This is a genomic window from Marinobacter nauticus ATCC 49840 (assembly GCF_000284615.1).
Lineage (GTDB): Bacteria > Pseudomonadota > Gammaproteobacteria > Pseudomonadales > Oleiphilaceae > Marinobacter > Marinobacter nauticus.
In genome coordinates, this window is record NC_017067.1 from 733,433 (window position 1) to 750,561 (window position 17,129).

The following is a 17,129-nucleotide window of genomic DNA, read 5'->3' on the forward strand; positions in this document are numbered from 1 at the left end:
TATGAATTCAAGAAACATGCACGAACAAACAGGTTTAGGGTCGAGGCTAGCGATGTTCAAAAAACTCAATGTCTGCGTAGGCGTGATTGCCATCGGGTTATGGAGCGGCCTGGCCAGCGCGGTCACGCTGCAGGACTTGTCGTTTTCGTCGCTGCCAGGGGAGCGGCTGGAAGTCACCATGCAGTTTGATGGCACGCCGCCCGAACCTTCGGGCTATACCATAGAGCGGCCTGCCCGGATTGCGGTGGATCTTAAAGACACCACCAGTGCCTTGAACCAGCGCAGTATCCCGCTGGGTACCGGTAATGCTCAGAGCGTTACCGTGGTCGAAACCAAGGATCGCACCCGGTTGATCTTTAATCTGGTTGAGTTGGTGCCTCACGACACCGTACGCACCAACAACTCTCTGGTAATGACCATTGGTGGTGAGTCCGATGCCGTCGCCTCCACCTCTTCTCAGCCAGCACAGCGTACGACAACGGCTTCTCCTGCATCGTCGAATGCGTTGGCCGGTGTTGATTTCCGTCGTGGTAAAGAGGGCGAAGGTCGGGTGATCGTCGATCTGGGTAGCAGCACGGCGACCGTCAATCTGAACGAGCTGGGCGGCCGTATCCGTCTGACCATGCCTGACCTTCAGGTTCCTGCCGATCTGAGACGTCGGCTGGATGTCACCGATTTTGCGACACCGGTTACTCGCATCGATACTTTTGTGGAAGATGGCAGTGCGGTAGTCGAGATCAGACCACAGGGTGAATATGACTATATTGCCTATCAGTCAGGTCGTGAGTTTACCGTAAGCATTGAAGAGCTCTCGCGTGAAGAGGCCGAGGCACGCCGTGAGGAGAAATTCCCATACACCGGCGACAAGCTTTCCCTGAATTTCCAGGACATTGAAGTGCGTTCGGTGCTTCAGCTGATTGCTGATTTTACCGGGCTTAACCTGGTCGCCAGTGACACAGTGGGTGGAAGCATCACTCTGCGACTGCAGAACGTGCCATGGGATCAGGCGCTGGATCTGATCTTGAAGACCAAAGGCCTGGATAAGCGTCAGATCGGCAACGTCCTGTTGGTCGCGCCTGCCGAAGAAATTGCGGCCAGGGAAAAGCTTGAGCTCGAGACCAACAAGCAAATTGCGGAGTTGGCTCCGGTTCGGTTGGATATTATTCAGGTGAATTACGCCAAGGCGGCTGACATTGTTGAGCTGATCCAGGCGGACGAAGAGCTCATTTCTTCCAGAGGCTTTGTTTCATCTGATGCCCGTACCAACACAATCAGTGTCCGGGAAACTGCTGAGAAGCTCGATGAAATCCGTCGACTGGTATCGACATGGGACGTTCCTGTCCGTCAGGTTTCTATTGAAGCGAGAATCGTCAGGGCTCAAACCAACGTGGCTGAAGATCTTGGCGTTCGTTGGGGTGGCGCGGCGTATAACGTAGACGGTGATGATGTTGTCACGGTTGGCGGGTCTCTCGGTACTCTGCAAGAGGCTCGGGATGCGGCAAGCGGTGGAAGCAACACTATTTCCTTCCCGGGAGCATTGGGTGTAGATCTCGGTGTGAGTGGCGAGGGGGCCTCATCTTTTGCGATTGGTTGGGGTAGCGATGATTTCCTCGTCGATCTCGAGTTGTCAGCGCTTGAAAGTGATGGTCGTGCGGAAGTGGTGTCCCAGCCCAGAGTGGTGACTGCAGATCGCCAGAGCGCGTCGATCAAATCTGGTGAAGAGATCCCTTATCAGGAAGCGTCTTCCAGTGGTGCGACTTCTGTATCGTTCAAGGAAGCGGTGCTTTCTCTTGAGGTGACCCCGCAGATTACGCCCGATGACAAAATCATTATGGATCTCGTGGTCAACCAGGATTCCCGGGGCGAAGTAACCGCAGGTATCCCGTCTATCAATACTAATGAAGTGACAACACAAGTATTGGTTGCTAACGGCGAGACGGTTGTCCTGGGTGGTATCTTCCAGTCTGAAGTTGCCACGCAGACCACAAAAACTCCGTTCCTGGGTGACATCCCCTATCTCGGGCGTCTGTTCAAGCGCACCGAGCATGTTGATGAGCGCAGCGAGCTGTTGATCTTTATTACGCCGAAGATCATCAAGAACGATATCTTGCAGTAAGATTGGTGTAAGGAAAAAAGCCGCCGGGTAACCCCGGCGGTTTTTTTTGTTCTGGGCTTGTTGCCCGATACCGAGCCGCTTATGGATTGCCGGTCCTTGTGCTATTCTCACCCGCCTGAAACCTGTTGAGCGGAAATTATGTCTTTGCCCAAACGTGTTGTTCTGGTTGGGCCCATGGGGGCTGGAAAAAGCACCATTGGCCGGTTGCTGGCCAGGGAGCTCGGCTATCGATTCCTGGACTCGGACCGGATTATCGAAGAGCGATGTGGTGCCAATATTCCCTGGATCTTCGATGTTGAAGGTGAGGACGGTTTTCGTCAGCGTGAAACCTCAATGCTTGAAGAGCTGTCCAATGAGGTGGGCACGGTGCTGGCGACCGGGGGCGGTGCCGTCATGCGTGCTGAAAACCACGGATTGCTGAAAAAGAACGCTGTGGTGGTTTACCTTAAAACGTCCATAGACCAACAGGTTGAGCGCACACGCAAGGACAGGAACCGACCGTTGTTGCAGAACGACGATCCGGAAGGCGTGTTGCGCAGGCTGTTTGCGATTCGGGACCCGCTCTATACCGAGTTGGCGGATATCGTTATGTTTACCGATCGTAAAAGCCCCCGTCTTGTGGTTCGGCAACTGGTGAACCGAATCAATCCTAAAACGCCCCGCCACAGAAGACAGCGGCGGAAAGAGGGCAGGCATAATGCACAAGGTACTTCGAGAGCTGAAGGTTGAGCTCGGGGAGCGCAGCTATCCGATCATTATCGGGCAGGGGCTGCTGGGCTCGTTTGACCTGACACCCTGGGTGGCAGGCCAGCAGGTCATGATCGTAACTAACGATACCGTTGGCCCCCTGTATCTTGAGAAGGTGAAAGGCTGTTTTCCCGGCAAGGCCATTGAAGTAGTGACCTTGCCCGATGGAGAACAGTTCAAGGATTGGCAGACGCTCAACCTCATTTTCGACGCGCTTCTGGAAAAACGACATACCCGCAAAACGACACTCGTTGCCCTGGGCGGCGGCGTTGTGGGTGATATGGCGGGTTTCGCGGCGGCCTGTTACCAGCGTGGCGTTCCCTTCATACAGGTTCCAACCACGCTGCTCTCTCAAGTGGACTCGTCTGTTGGGGGGAAAACAGGGATAAATCACCCGCTTGGCAAGAACATGATCGGTGCTTTCCATCAGCCGCAGGCGGTGCTGATCGATACCAACAGCTTGCAAACACTGCCGGAGAGGGAGGTGTCTGCCGGTCTCGCAGAGGTGATCAAATATGGCCTGATTCGGGACGAGTCTTTCCTGGCCTGGCTTGAGGATTCCATGGAGAGCCTGTTGCGACTTGATGCTGAGGCATTAGGTGAGGCGATCTATCGTTCCTGTGTCTGTAAGGCGGAAGTTGTTGCGCTTGACGAACGAGAGGGTGGGTTGCGTGCAATCCTCAATCTTGGTCATACCTTTGGTCATGCCATTGAAACCTTTGCTGGCTACGGCAACTGGTTGCACGGTGAAGCCGTGGGCACGGGTATGATGATGGCAGCCGATCTCTCTGTGAGAGAGGGGCTGATCTCGGCGGACGACCGGGCCCGGGCGGTTGCCCTGATTCGGCGCGCTCGTTTGCCTGAGTGGGCACCGAGCGGCATGACATCAGAGGACTTCATGAATCTGATGTCCGTGGACAAGAAGAATGTGGATGGTCGGCTACGGTTGGTTCTCCTGAAAGCAATAGGTGATGCCTTTATCACCGAGAATGCCTCCGCTGACAACATCCGTGATACCTTGAGGGCATTCCTGCCACAGGCAGGCTGATGGGCTCTGAGTTTCGAAACAGGGACAGCGTGTGACTCAAGAATCCTTGAACAGTTCCGATGGTGGGGGGCTTTTCCCTCGACTCCAGCAGCGATACGGTCTTCGAGACAATCCTCTCGAGATGGAAACGCCGTTTTTCCCGGATGCCATGCGTCAGCACGCTTTGGAGACGTTGCGCCATCTTTGTGGGTTCGGGGACATGGTGCTGGTTCTGACCGGTGCGCCGGGGGCCGGTAAGACCCGGGTATTGGCAGAGTTGGTGCGCAGCGAGTCCTCAAGGCTTGATTTTCATCGAATTCCCGCGTCGGCGCTTACCAGCCGCCAGGCTCTCGCGCGTTACCTGAAACAACTGGCAAAATCCGGGATACCGGCAGACTCTGAGCCCAGAGAGGCCGTTTATCGCTTTTTTCGCTGGTCCGAATCCGGCCTCCGCCGAGGTCACCGGCAAGTGCTGCTGATTGACGATGCAGACCGGGTTGAGTCGGATGTTCTGAATCTTCTGGTAGCAGGCTTTGTGGCATCAGAACGGTCTGTTTCTGCCGTTCCGATTCTGGCCGGAACCGAGCAGGTCTGGAGCCAGTTGGAAGATCGTCCGGATTCCGCTTATGCGCATCACCTGAACCTGCCTCCGTTAAGCCGCGAAGATATCAAGGCTTATCTCGAACCCAGGGTTCACCGGGCGGGTGGTTCTCAGTCTGAGCTGCTGTCGGCCTCTCGGCTGAAAAAGCTTGAGGTGTTGAGTCAGGGTAGCTTTGGTCGGCTAAAGCGTGTTGCGCCGGGTGTTTGGCTGGACATGGTGCCGTCTTCGGCAACGTCCTCTTCAAAAGCTGGTTTTACGGTTGCGCATTTACGGTGGCCTGCGCTGGGGCTGGTGTTGCTGGCGGCATCCTGGTGGTTTGTTTCCCAGCAATACGAGAGCACGGTTCAGCGACAAGCCGGCGCCGAGGTTGAGCCTGAGCCAGTCCGTAAGAGCATTACCATTGGTCCGGGTGCTGAGGATCCTGAACCGGAAATAGCGCCTTTGATTGCGCCTGCGGGCCAGGATGAGCCTGTCGTTCCGGGCGAGAACAATGCGGCTGAGGAATTGACACAGGCCCCGCCTGAAACAGAGATTGTCCCAGAGCCAGAGCCAGAGCCAGAGCCAGAGCCAGAGCCAGAGCCAGAGCCAGAGCCAGAGCCAGAGCCAGAGCCAGAGCCAGAGCCAGAGCCAGAGCCAGAGCCAGAGCCAGAGCCAGAGCCAGAGCCAGAGCCAGAGCCAGAGCCAGAGCCAGAGCCAGATTTGCCCCAATTCGCTCCGGAAATGCCTGACTCATACGTGCCAATAGGTGAGCTGCGAGCGCGGGAAGGGTGGACACTGCAACTGGTTGCCGGTAATTACGAGTCGACCGTACTGGAGGTGCTTGGCCGGGCATCTGACGAGTCCGCCCTCGAGTATACTGTCGGTGAAAGGCAAGGGCGCCAGTGGTTCATGTTGTTGTATGGCCGCTTCGCCAGTCAGGCTGAAGCGCAGACTGCGGCGCGTAATCTTCCCCCGGAGTTGGGAGTGAGCAATGCCTGGGCGCGGGCATTTAGGAGCCTGTAGGTCTGCACCATAGTGGTGCGTTTTTCGGGGTGGCGGTGGCCCGAACAGCGAAAAAAATTGTATACGTAGTTTCACGTGTGTAAAATCCCTTCCCCCTTTTTTTCGGTGTCAGCGCATTTCGTGCACCATATTGGTGCAGTGGCGTCGCTGGCGGGAAGCATTTACACGCGAGAGAACGCTTATGACAACAGGCTTGTATCATCCTGATGAGTTCAGGGACAACTGCGGTTTTGGCCTGATTGCCCACATGAAGGGCGAAGCGAGCCATAAGCTGTTGCAGACAGCCATTGAATCTCTGACCTGCATGACCCACCGGGGCGGCATTGCTGCCGATGGCAAGACCGGTGATGGTTGTGGTCTGCTTATTCAGAGCCCCAAGGCCTTCCTCTATAAAGCTGCCCAGGCAGCCTTCGGCAAAAAACCTGGCGACTTGTTTGCGGTTGGCCAGGTTTTTTTGGCTAAGGACGACGCAAAAGCTTCTGCTGGTCGATCAGCTATTGAAAAAAGGCTTACGGAGCAAGGCCTTGAAATTATGGGTTGGCGGGAAGTGCCCGTCGATGACAGTTGCCTTGGCCCCATGGCTCTGGATTGTCTGCCGCGCATCGAACAGGTATTTGTAGAGCCCGGCGGCAAGGAAGAAAAAGAATTTGCGATCAGTCTGTTCGTCGGGCGCCGCCATGCTGAACGAGATATGGCGGAAGACCCGGAATTCTATATCTGCAGTCTTTCCCATAAGACGTTGGCCTACAAAGGCCTGATGATGCCCGCGGATCTGGCCAACTTCTACAAGGATCTTGGTGATCCGGATCTGCAAACGGCCATCTGTGTTTTCCACCAGCGCTTCTCGACCAACACCATGCCGCGTTGGCCACTGGCGCAGCCGTTCCGGTTCCTGGCCCATAATGGTGAGATAAACACCATCGACGGCAACCGTAACTGGGCAATCGCCCGCGCAGCCAAGTTCAGCTCACCGGATTTGCCGGATCTGCAGACCCTGCAGCCGCTGGTTAACCTGACTGGCTCCGACTCCTCCAGCATGGACAACATGCTGGAAGTGCTCCTGGCAGGTGGTGTTGACCTGTTCCGGGCGGTGCGCATGATGATTCCGCCTGCCTGGCAGAATGTCGATACCATGGATTCTGAACTGCGTGCCTTTTACGAGTACAACTCCATGCACATGGAGCCTTGGGATGGCCCGGCGGGCCTGGTAATGTCAGATGGCCGTTATGCGCTGTGTATGCTGGATCGCAATGGTCTGCGTCCCGCACGCTGGGTTATCACCAAGGACGATTTCATCACCCTGGCCTCGGAAGTAGGTACGTACAGCTACTCACCGGATGATGTGGTGGCCAAGGGGCGGGTTGGCCCGGGTCAGATGCTGGCCATCGATACCGAATCCGGCGAGGTCCTGCATACCGGGGATATCGACCAGCGGCTCAAAAAAGCCCAGCCCTACAAGCGCTGGCTCAAGGACAATGCACTGCGAGTCGAGACCACGCTGAATCAGGCGACCCCGGAATTCAAGCTGATGGAATCCGACGAGCTTCTGGTTCATCAGAAGATGTTCAATATCTCGTTTGAAGAGCGGGACCAGGTGCTGCGCCCACTGGCTGAGAGTGCCCAGGAGGCGGTCGGTTCCATGGGGGACGATACCCCGATGGCGGTTCTGTCCAGCAAGGTGCGCCATGTGGCGGATTACTTCCGTCAGAAGTTTGCGCAGGTCACCAACCCGCCCATTGACCCGCTCCGTGAGACCATCGTCATGTCTCTGGAGACCTGTCTGGGTGCAGAGCAGAACGTTTTTGAGGAGTCTCCGGAGCACGCTAACCGGATTATCCTGACCACGCCGGTGCTGTCGCCGGCCAAATTCCTGAAGATCAGCAATAACGATCGCCCGGGATTTGAGGTGGCAAAAATTGCCCTGAGCTATCGGCCGGAAGAGGGCCTGGAACAGGCGGTTCGTCGAGTATGTGACGAGGCTGAAAAAGTCGTCCGTGATGGCAAGGTGCTGCTGATTCTCAGCGATAAGGACCTGGCTCAGGGAGATCTCCCCATCAATGCCCTGATGGCCACCGGCGCAGTGCATCATCACCTGGTGGCGAGAGGTCTGCGCTGTGATTCCAACATCATTGTTGAGACCGGCTGGGCTCGGGATCCGCATCACTTTGCGGTACTGTTCGGATTTGGTGCCACGGCGGTCTACCCGTACCTGGCGTACCAGATCCTGAACGATCTGATTCGCACCGGCGAAATGCTGATGGATCCGATCGAAGCCAAGAACAATTACCGCAAGGGCATTAACAAAGGCTTGCTGAAGATCCTGTCGAAGATGGGTATCTCCACCATTACCTCCTATCGCGGTGCCCAACTGTTTGAAGCCATTGGTCTTGCCGACAATGTGGTAGACCTGTGTTTCAAAGGCGTCCCGAGCCGGATTCAGGGCGCCGACTTCTTCGATTTCCAGCAGGATCAGGAGCAGTTGGCCGCGGTTGCCTGGAAGCCCCGTAAGCCTATTTCCCAGGGCGGCCTGCTCAAGTACGTGCATGGTCAGGAATACCACGCCTTCAACCCGGATGTGGTGGGCAAACTGCAGGATGCCGTGATCAGTGGCGACTATGGCACCTACAAGGAATACGCCGGTCTGGTCAATGAGCGCCCGGTTGCCACCCTGCGCGACCTGTTGGTGTTCCGTGAGGGCATCCAGTCAATTGACCTGAGCGACGTGGAGCCAGTGGAAAACATTTTCCCGCGTTTTGACTCTGCGGCGATGTCTCTCGGTGCCCTGTCGCCGGAGGCGCACGAGGCTCTGGCCGTGGCCATGAACACGCTGGGTGGTCGTTCCAACTCCGGTGAGGGCGGCGAAGACCCGGCTCGTCACGGCACTAACAAGCGTTCCAAGATTAAACAGGTGGCTTCCGGTCGTTTCGGTGTGACCGCTGAGTACCTGCGTAGCGCCGATGTTATGCAGATCAAGGTGGCTCAGGGTGCCAAGCCGGGTGAAGGCGGCCAGTTGCCGGGCGGTAAGGTGAATGACCTGATCGCGCGCCTGCGTTACTCGGTGCCGGGTGTCACCCTGATTTCGCCACCGCCGCACCACGACATCTACTCCATTGAAGACCTGGCGCAGCTGATCTTCGACCTGAAACAGGTGAACCCGGAGGCGCTGGTGTCGGTCAAGCTGGTATCAGAGCCCGGGGTGGGCACGATTGCCGCGGGCGTTGCCAAGGCTTATGCCGACCTGATTACGGTTTCCGGTTATGACGGCGGTACCGCAGCCAGTCCGCTGACCTCAATCCGCTACGCAGGCTCCCCCTGGGAGCTGGGCCTGACGGAAACCCAGCAGGCGCTACGCGCCAATGATCTACGAGGCAAGATTCGCCTGCAGACCGACGGCGGCATCAAGACTGGTCTGGACGTGGTGAAAGCCGCGATTCTGGGCGCGGAGAGCTTTGGCTTCGGTACCACTCCGATGGTGGCGTTGGGTTGTAAATACCTGCGGATCTGCCACCTGAATAACTGTGCGACGGGTGTCGCGACACAGAACGACTATCTGCGCGAGGAGCACTTCAAGGGCACCGTGGAAATGGCCATGAACTTCTTCCGCTTTGTGGCGGAGGAAACTCGCGAATGGCTGGCGAAGCTGGGTGTGCGTTCTCTGGAAGAGTTGGTCGGCCGTGTTGACCTGCTGGAGCGTCTGCCGGGTAATACCGAGCGCCAGAAGAAGCTGGATCTGACCCGTCTGCTGCAGAATGACCACATTCCGGCTGACAAGCCGCACACCTGTCAGATTGAACGCAACAAGCCTTTCGATGAAGGTAAGCTGGCGGAGCAGATGGTGCAGGACACCGCTGCTGCCATCGCCGAGAAGTCCGGCGGTGCCTGGAGTTACCGGGTGACCAACTGTGACCGTTCCATTGGTGCACGCCTGTCTGGCGAGATTGCCGCCCGTTACGGCAATCAGGGCATGACCGATGCGCCCATCACTCTGGACCTGACCGGCACCGCTGGCCAGAGTTTCGGTGTCTGGAACGTCGGTGGTCTGAACCTGATTCTGGAGGGTGATGCTAACGACTATGTGGGTAAAGGCATGACCGGCGGTAAGCTGGTCGTCAAGCCGCCCCGTGGTAGTGACTTTGAGACCCAGGAAACCTCCATTGTCGGTAACACCTGTCTGTATGGCGCAACTGGTGGCAAGCTGTTTGCGGCCGGCACCGCCGGTGAGCGCTTTGCGGTTCGTAACTCCGGCGCCCATGCCGTGGTTGAAGGTGCTGGCGATCACTGCTGCGAATACATGACGGGTGGTCTGGTCACCGTGCTGGGGTCCACCGGCTACAACTTTGGTGCCGGCATGACCGGCGGGTTCGCCTATGTGCTGGACCTGGACAACACCTTTGTGGACAAATACAACCATGAACTGGTTGAGATCCAGCGTATTTCCCGTGAAGACATGGAAGCCTACCGGAACCACCTGCGTGGCGTGATCCGGGAGCACATCTCTGAAACCGGAAGTGCCTGGGCAGAGCACCTACTTGAAGATTTCGACGATTACATCGGCCGTTTCTGGCTGGTCAAGCCCAAGGCCGCGAACCTTCGCAGCCTGCTGGCAAGCACCCGCGCCCGTCCGGAATAACGGGCAGGTCCAACAAGGTTGATGGGTTGCACTCCGGTGCGGCCCCCGTCGAAATCGAGCTGATGAGAGTGGCAACATGAAAGAACGTCTCAACAATGACTTTCAGTTTGTGGAAGTTGGGCGGGTAGACCCGAAGAAGGTGCCTGCCAAGAAGCGCAAAAAGGAATTCGGGGAAATCTATCACCCGTTCAGCGAAACCCATGCGGCCTCCCAGTCCCATCGCTGCCTGGCGTGTGGTAACCCGTACTGTGAATGGAAGTGCCCGGTACACAACTATATTCCGAACTGGCTGAAGCTGGTGTCGGAGGGCAACATCATGAAGGCGGTGGAGCTGTGTCACCAGACTAACTCCCTGCCGGAAGTCTGTGGTCGTGTGTGCCCGCAGGATCGCCTGTGTGAAGGTGCCTGCACCCTGAATGATGGCTACGGCGCGGTTACCATCGGTTCTGTTGAGAAGTACATTACCGACACCGCATTTGCGCTGGGCTGGAAACCGGACATGTCCAATGTCACCTGGACTGACAAGAAGGTGGCTGTGATTGGCGCTGGCCCCGCAGGGCTTGGTTGTGCTGATGTTCTGGTGCGCAACGGCGTCAAGCCTGTGGTGTTTGATCGTTACCCGGAGATCGGTGGCCTGCTGACCTTCGGTATTCCTGAGTTCAAGCTGGAAAAATCCGTCATGTCCCGCCGCCGCAAGGTGTTCGAGGAGATGGGCGTGGAGTTCCGTCTGAGTACCGAGGTGGGTAAAGACGTTCAGTTGAACAAGATCCTGGAAGAGTTCGATGCCGTCTTTATGGGCATGGGTACCTACACCTACATGAAAGGTGGGTTCCCCGGTGAGGAGCTGCCGGGTGTCTATGACGCCCTGCCGTTCCTGATTTCGAATGTTAACCGTCGCCTGGGTTTCGAGAAAAAGGAATCTGACTTCATCGATATGAAAGGCAAGCGTGTTGTGGTGCTGGGTGGTGGTGACACCGCTATGGACTGTAACCGGACTTCCATTCGCCAGCAGGCCGAGAGCGTGACCTGTGCCTATCGCCGCGATGAGGCCAACATGCCTGGTTCCCGTCGGGAAGTGGCCAACGCGAAAGAGGAGGGCGTCAAGTTCCTGTTCAACCGTCAGCCCATCGCCATCATCGGTGAAGACCGCGTTGAGGGTGTAAAGGTAGTCACCACGGAGCTGGGTGAGCCGGACGAAAACGGCCGTCGTCGTCCGGAAGTGGTTCCGGGCAGTGAGGAAGTGATTCCGGCTGATGCCGTGCTGGTAGCGTTCGGCTTCCGCCCGAGCCCAGCACCCTGGTTTGAAGAGCTGGGCGTGAACACGGACGACTCCGGTCGGGTGACTGCGGCAGAAGAAGCCGAGTTTCCGTTCCAGACCAGCAATGCCAAGATTTTCGCTGGTGGCGACATGGTGCGTGGCTCGGATCTGGTGGTTACCGCAATCTGGGAAGGACGTCAGGCAGCCGAAGGCATCCTGGACTACCTGGACGTTTAACGCTGGATTGACCAGAGTCAGAAAGGGCGGCTTGCTAAGGGTAAGCCGCCCTTTTTTATTCGTGCAAACGGGGTATCATTGCTCCCCATTGTCTCTGACCATTTTTACCGACGAGAACGGGAAACTCTATGACCGAGCTGAAGAACGATCGCTTCCTGCGCGCCCTGATGCGCCAGCCTGTAGACCGCACCCCGGTGTGGATGATGCGCCAGGCAGGCCGTTACCTGCCGGAATACCGCGCAACCCGGGCCAAGGCCGGCGACTTCCTCAGTTTGTGCAAAAACACCCCGCTGGCCTGTGAGGTTACCCTGCAGCCGCTGGAGCGTTACCCCCTGGATGCCGCCATCCTGTTTTCTGACATTCTGACCATTCCCGATGCTCTAGGGCTGGGGCTCTATTTCGAAACTGGCGAAGGCCCGAAATTCCGTAAGGTCATTCGTTCGGAAGCAGATGTGGATGCACTGCCCAGGATGAATGCTGAGTCTGACCTGGACTACGTGATGAATGCGGTGTCTACCATTCGCCGGGAGCTGAATGGCCGCGTGCCGCTGATCGGTTTCTCTGGCAGTCCCTGGACTCTGGCCACCTACATGATTGAAGGTGGATCTTCCAAGACCTTCTCGGAAGCCAAGAAGTTGATGTACGGTCAGCCGGAGGTAATGCATCGTCTGTTGGACCATCTGGCGGATTCGGTCATTGACTACCTCAATGGCCAGATCAAGGCCGGCGCCCAGGCTGTGCAGATTTTTGATACCTGGGGTGGTGTGTTGAGCAGCTGGGCCTATGAAGAGTTTTCCCTGCGCTACATGAAGAAGATTGTTGATGGTCTGATTCGCGAGAGCGAAGGTCGCCGTGTGCCGGTGATTGTTTTCACCAAGAACGGTGGTCAGTGGCTGGAGTCTATCGCTGATTGTGGCGCCGATGCTGTGGGGCTGGACTGGACGACGGACATCGGTAACGCCCGTGCCCGCGTGGGCGACAAGGTGGCCCTGCAGGGCAACATGGACCCGGCCATGCTGTATGCGCCGAAGGCGCGCATTCGCCAGGAGGTGGCGGATATCCTGAAGCGCTATGGTTCTGGCTCGGGGCATGTGTTCAACCTTGGGCATGGGATTACGCCGGATGTGGATCCGGAGCATGCCGGGGCTTTTATTGAGGCGGTTGTTGAGCTTAGTGGGCAGTATCACCAGCGAAGCTAAACTAGGAGATTGCCGTCATTTGTAGCCTGCGAGCTTGGTGCTTGCGGGCTGGTGGAACGGCCTCCGAAAAACCGCTACGAGCACTTCCCTGTGCGCTTCTCTCCGGCCATCCATGGCCTCCGACATTTTTCGGAGGCCGTTCCACCAGCCCGCTAATCAACCCTCTGGAAGTATCCTCTCTAGAATGGATGCAGCGTTTTCGGACGGTGGCTTCTCTCGCTGTGGTTGCTGGAGGTTCTTTGCTGTACTCCCTTTTGTGCCCGGTCTATAGTCATAGAAAGCAATGACTTTTGATCCGGAGCATTCCCTTGTCTGCTAAAACCTCAGAAAAACGCCGGTTTCACCGAATCAGTTTCGATGCCCCCTGTGAGCTGCATTGTCAGGACCAGGTGTGGTCAACGGAGGTGTTGGATATTTCCCTGAAGGGTGTGTTGGTTCAGCGGCCAGAAGGATGGAAGGTTCCTCTGAACAAGCCCTGTGAAGTGGTGATTCACCTGAATGAGCATGAAGCTGCGATTGTAATGGCGGTGGAGCTGAAGCATGTGGAGGATCATCGGCTGGGATTTCGTTGCCAGTACATTGATCTGGACAGTGCATCGCATTTGAAGCGGTTGGTAGAGCTGAATCTGGGGGATCAGGCGCTTTTGGAGAGAGAGTTTGCGCATCTCATTGATTGATAGTTTTGCGGGGGTTTGATGTGGATAGGTCCAATGTTTGGTTATTGCGGGCTATTTCACTCAGGTTGCTAGGCTGGTGTTGGAGAACGCTTCAAAAAATTTCGGAGGCCATGGATGGCCGGAGAGAAGCGCACATGGATGTGCTCGTAGCGGTTTTTTGAAGCGTTCTCCAACAGCAGCCCGACGCTAAAGCCAGAAGGCTAGGGCCAAAACTCAAAGCTCCTCAAGAGCCGAAAGAGCATCCGAAAGCTTGGTCACCGGAATCACCTTCATGCCATCGACAGGCTTACGCGGAACGTTGGCCTTGGGCACCAAAGCCCGGGTAAAACCGTGCTTGGCCGCCTCGTAGATACGCTCCTGGCCGCTTGGTACCGGCCGGATCTCGCCAGACAAGCCAACTTCGCCAAAAATAACCAGGTCCTGCGGCAGCGCCCGATTCCGGAATGACGAAACCACAGCTGACAGCAAAGCAAGATCCGCACTGGTTTCGTTGACCTTCACACCGGCCACCACATTTACAAACACATCCTGATCGGCCACATGCATGCCGCCATGGCGGTGCAGCACGGCCAGAAGCATCGCTAAGCGGTTCTGGTCAGTCCCTACCGCTACCCGTCTAGGGTAGCTCCCCTGGGCCATGTCCACGAGGGCCTGAATCTCCACCAGCATCGGCCGAGTGCCTTCCCAGACGACCATCACTACGCTGCCCGGCGCCGCTTCCTCGCCTCGATTCAGGAAGATGGCGCTGGGGTTTTTTACTTCCTTCAGACCTTGTTCCAGCATGGCGAACACGCCCAACTCATTAACCGCGCCGAAGCGGTTCTTGATGCCGCGCAGGGTTCGGTAGCGGCTGTCGCTGGAGCCCTCCAGCAGGATCGAGCAGTCAATCATGTGTTCGAGCACCTTCGGCCCCGCCAGGCTGCCATCTTTGGTGACGTGCCCCACCAGCAAGAGGATGGTGCCGGTTTGCTTGGCAAAGCGGGTCAGAAAGGCGGCGCTTTCCCGAACCTGGGATACCGAGCCAGGGGCGGATTCAATGTCCGCGACATGCATTACCTGGATACTGTCGATTACCAGAATGCGGGGCTTCTCCGCTTCCGCCACCTGCATAAGCCGCTCAACGGAGGTTTCCGAGAGCATTTTCAGGTCTTTGGTGGGCAGGCCCAGCCGCTTGGCGCGCATGGCCACCTGTTGCAGGGATTCCTCACCGGTGACGTACAGCGCTGAGTGCTTCTCGGCCAGTTGGCAAACCGCCTGCAGTAGCAGGGTACTTTTGCCCGCGCCGGGGTGACCGCCCATGAGTACCGCCGAGCCTTCCACCAGGCCGCCACCCAGGACACGGTCGAATTCCTGCATGCCGGTGCTGATGCGTGCCTGCTCTGCCAGGCTGACTTCGTCCAGGCTTTTTACCTCCGACAAGCTGCCGGCATAACCCTCAAAGCGGGCGCTGCGAGCACCTTTGCCGGGGCCTGAGACGCCGCGTACTTCGCTGATGGTGTTCCAGGCCTGGCAGGCGGTACATTGGCCCTGCCACTTGGAATAGTCGGCACCACACTCGGTGCATACAAAGGCGGTTTTGGCTTTGGCCATGGGTATGGTTCCGTGTCGGGCAGATCGGGGAGGGCAAGCGGGCCGACGCGAAGGCCGGCCCGGTCATCGGTTACGCCAGTTTCTTGTACTTCATACGCTTGGGCTGCATGGCGGAGTCGCCTTTGCGCTTCTTGAAGTCGGCGTCGTAATCGGTGAAGTTGCCTTCGAAGTAGACTACTTCGCCGTCGTCTTCGAACGCCAGGATGTGGGTCGCTACCCGGTCCAGGAACCAGCGGTCGTGCGAGATCACCAGGGCGGAGCCCGGGAAGTTCAGCAGGGCTTCTTCCAGAGCGCGCAGGGTTTCCACGTCAAGGTCGTTGGTGGGTTCGTCCAGCAGCAGCACGTTGCCACCCTGTTTCAGCAGCTTGGCCAGGTGCAGGCGGTTGCGCTCACCGCCGGACAGGTCGCCCACCCGTTTCTGCTGGTCAGTGCCCTTGAAGTTGAAGCGGCCCACGTAGGCCCGGGACGGGGTCTCGTAGTTACCGACCTTGATGATGTCCTGGCCGTCGGAAAGCTCTTCCCATACAGTCTTGCTGCCGTCGAGATCGCGCATCTGATCCACATAGGCCAGTTCCACGGTTTCACCAACGGTGATGGTGCCGGAATCCGGTTTGTCCATGCCTGCGACCATCTTGAACAGCGTGGATTTGCCTGCGCCGTTACCACCGATGATGCCAACAATCGCACCCGGTGGAACGTGGAACGAGACATTCTCGTACAGCAGGCGGTCGCCGAAGGCCTTGCTGATGCCGTCCACCTCGATCACCTTGTCGCCAAGGCGAGGTCCGGGCGGGATATACAGTTCGTTGGTTTCGTTGCGCTTCTGGAATTCCTGGGAGCTCATCTCCTCGAAGCGGGCCAGGCGCGCCTTGCTCTTGGACTGGCGACCCTTGGCGTTGGTGCGTACCCATTCCAGCTCGTGCTTGATGGCTTTCTGGTGAGCGGCCTCCTGCTTGGCCTCCATCTCCAGGCGCTTCTCTTTGTTCTCCAGCCACTGACTGTAGTTGCCCTCGAACGGAATGCCGTGGCCACGGTCCAGTTCCAGGATCCAGCCGGCGACGTTGTCCAGAAAGTAACGGTCGTGAGTGATGGCGACAACGGTGCCGTCGTAATCGTGCAGGAAGCGCTCCAGCCAGGCCACGGATTCGGCATCCAGGTGGTTGGTAGGCTCGTCCAGCAGGAGCATGTCAGGGCCGGACAGCAGCAGGCGGCAAAGGGCCACACGGCGGCGCTCGCCCCCGGACAGCACCTTGACCTTCTGGTCCCAGGCCGGCAGTCGCAGGGCGTCTGCCGCCACTTCCATCTTGCGCTCTATGTCGTGGCCATCGGTAGCCTGGATAATGGCTTCCAGTTCGCCTTGTTTCTTGGCCAGTTCGTCAAAGTCCGCATCCGGCTCGGCGTAGGCGGCGTAAACCTTGTCCAGCTCCGCCAGAGCGTTGTGTACGTGCGAGACGGACTCGTCAACGATTTCCTTTACGGTCTTCTCCTCGTCCAATTCAGGCTCCTGCGGCAGGTAGCCCACATTGATGCCGGGCTGTGGCCGGGCCTCACCGATGTAATCCTGGTCGACACCCGCCATAATACGCAGCAGGGTGGATTTACCGGCGCCGTTCAAACCAAGTACGCCGATTTTGGCGCCCGGAAAGAAGCTCAGAGAGATGTCTTTCAGAATTTCCCGCTTGGGCGGTACCACCTTGCCCACGCGGTTCATGGTGTATACGTATTGAGCCATTTTGGCATATTCCTTTTATCAAACAGTAGCTTGAAAAATGAAAGCACGTCAGGCGACTGATCGAGGACTTCGGGGTGAGCGATCCGGGATCGTCAAAATCAGGGATGATTTTGTCGAGCGTACAGGGACGTATTTACAGCGTATCCCGGATCGCTCACCCCGAAGGCCGATACCACGGACGTCGGTACCTGAGAACAATAACCGGGTAAGGTATCTAAAGCGTTCCGCGATAGCAATTGACAGCCTCCGGTGTGCCGGTATCTGCGGACGGCATAAAGGATGATTTTTAACCCGCTTTCAAGATAGAATAGCG

The 17,129-nt window shown here is 57.4% G+C and carries 10 protein-coding genes; 8 read left to right on the plus strand and 2 right to left on the minus strand.

Annotation, left to right across the window (positions count from 1 at the left end):
* Position 1: 1 nt before the first annotated feature.
* The 8 genes from MARHY_RS03365 (at position 2) to MARHY_RS03400 (ending at position 13,494) form a co-directional block, all read left to right on the plus strand.
* A complete protein-coding gene (locus tag MARHY_RS03365; protein WP_014420572.1) occupies positions 2–2,116 on the plus strand; it encodes a type IV pilus secretin PilQ in 2,115 nt (704 codons plus the stop codon).
* Between the two features lie 138 nt (positions 2,117–2,254).
* Positions 2,255–2,845, plus strand: a complete 591-nt coding sequence (gene aroK / locus MARHY_RS03370; protein WP_014420573.1) for a shikimate kinase AroK — start codon at positions 2,255–2,257, stop codon at positions 2,843–2,845.
* Positions 2,814–3,911, plus strand: coding sequence for a 3-dehydroquinate synthase (gene aroB / locus MARHY_RS03375; protein WP_011784350.1), 1,098 nt, complete (start codon positions 2,814–2,816; stop codon positions 3,909–3,911). The genes aroK and aroB overlap by 32 nt, the downstream gene beginning before the upstream one ends.
* 31 nt (positions 3,912–3,942) lie before the next feature.
* A complete protein-coding gene (locus MARHY_RS03380) occupies positions 3,943–5,493 on the plus strand; it encodes an AAA family ATPase (protein ID WP_014420574.1) in 1,551 nt (516 codons plus the stop codon).
* 181 nt (positions 5,494–5,674) lie between these two features.
* Complete coding sequence (gene gltB, locus MARHY_RS03385) at positions 5,675–10,123, plus strand: glutamate synthase large subunit (RefSeq protein WP_041654565.1); 4,449 nt, start codon at positions 5,675–5,677, stop codon at positions 10,121–10,123.
* A gap of 76 nt (positions 10,124–10,199) precedes the next feature.
* On the plus strand, positions 10,200–11,618 hold the full coding sequence (locus MARHY_RS03390) for a glutamate synthase small subunit GltD family protein (protein WP_011784353.1): 1,419 nt from the start codon (positions 10,200–10,202) through the stop codon (positions 11,616–11,618).
* Positions 11,619–11,746: 128 nt separating this feature from the next.
* On the plus strand, positions 11,747–12,817 hold the full coding sequence (gene hemE, locus MARHY_RS03395) for a uroporphyrinogen decarboxylase (RefSeq protein WP_014420576.1): 1,071 nt from the start codon (positions 11,747–11,749) through the stop codon (positions 12,815–12,817).
* A 308-nt stretch (positions 12,818–13,125) separates the two neighbouring features.
* Positions 13,126–13,494: a PilZ domain-containing protein gene (locus tag MARHY_RS03400; RefSeq protein ID WP_023011676.1), complete on the plus strand. Its 369-nt coding sequence runs from the start codon at positions 13,126–13,128 to the stop codon at positions 13,492–13,494.
* Between the two features lie 213 nt (positions 13,495–13,707).
* On the opposite strand, the gene radA is transcribed toward MARHY_RS03400, so the two are convergent.
* Complete coding sequence (radA, locus tag MARHY_RS03405) at positions 13,708–15,084, minus strand: DNA repair protein RadA (RefSeq protein WP_011784357.1); 1,377 nt, start codon at positions 15,082–15,084, stop codon at positions 13,708–13,710.
* Positions 15,085–15,154: 70 nt separating this feature from the next.
* Positions 15,155–16,816, minus strand: coding sequence for an energy-dependent translational throttle protein EttA (gene ettA, locus MARHY_RS03410; RefSeq protein WP_014420578.1), 1,662 nt, complete (start codon positions 16,814–16,816; stop codon positions 15,155–15,157).
* Positions 16,817–17,129: the final 313 nt, after the last annotated feature.